The 276-nt window shown below is 55.1% G+C and carries 1 protein-coding gene; it reads left to right on the plus strand.

What is annotated here, in order from left to right:
* Positions 1 to 276 (plus strand): hypothetical protein (locus AC1RP1_RS08310; RefSeq protein ID WP_481762772.1); only part of this gene is annotated, 276 nt, incomplete at both ends.

A 276-nucleotide genomic window follows, 5' to 3' on the forward strand; every position in this document is an offset into this window, starting at 1 on the left:
GACGATATCATCGAAGACCGTAAATGGCGTGCGGGGCACTCGCGCATTGAGGTCAAGGGCACGCGACACTGGTCGTTCACAGAGGTCGCGGAGCGCGCACTGAAGTTGATATCGAGCGCCAAGCACCGTGAGCACCCAACAAAAGAGCTTCGTGCTCTTGTCCGACAGCTGAACCGCCATCGACGCACGTTGCCTGAGTTGGATTCGATGCGCTGTGTTGTTCAATCCATCATGCAAGTTCTGGAAGAGGAAATTGCGGATCGTTGGATCAAGAAG

The sequence above is a fragment of the Dellaglioa sp. CoH-56-MRSF-13 genome (assembly GCF_056782095.1).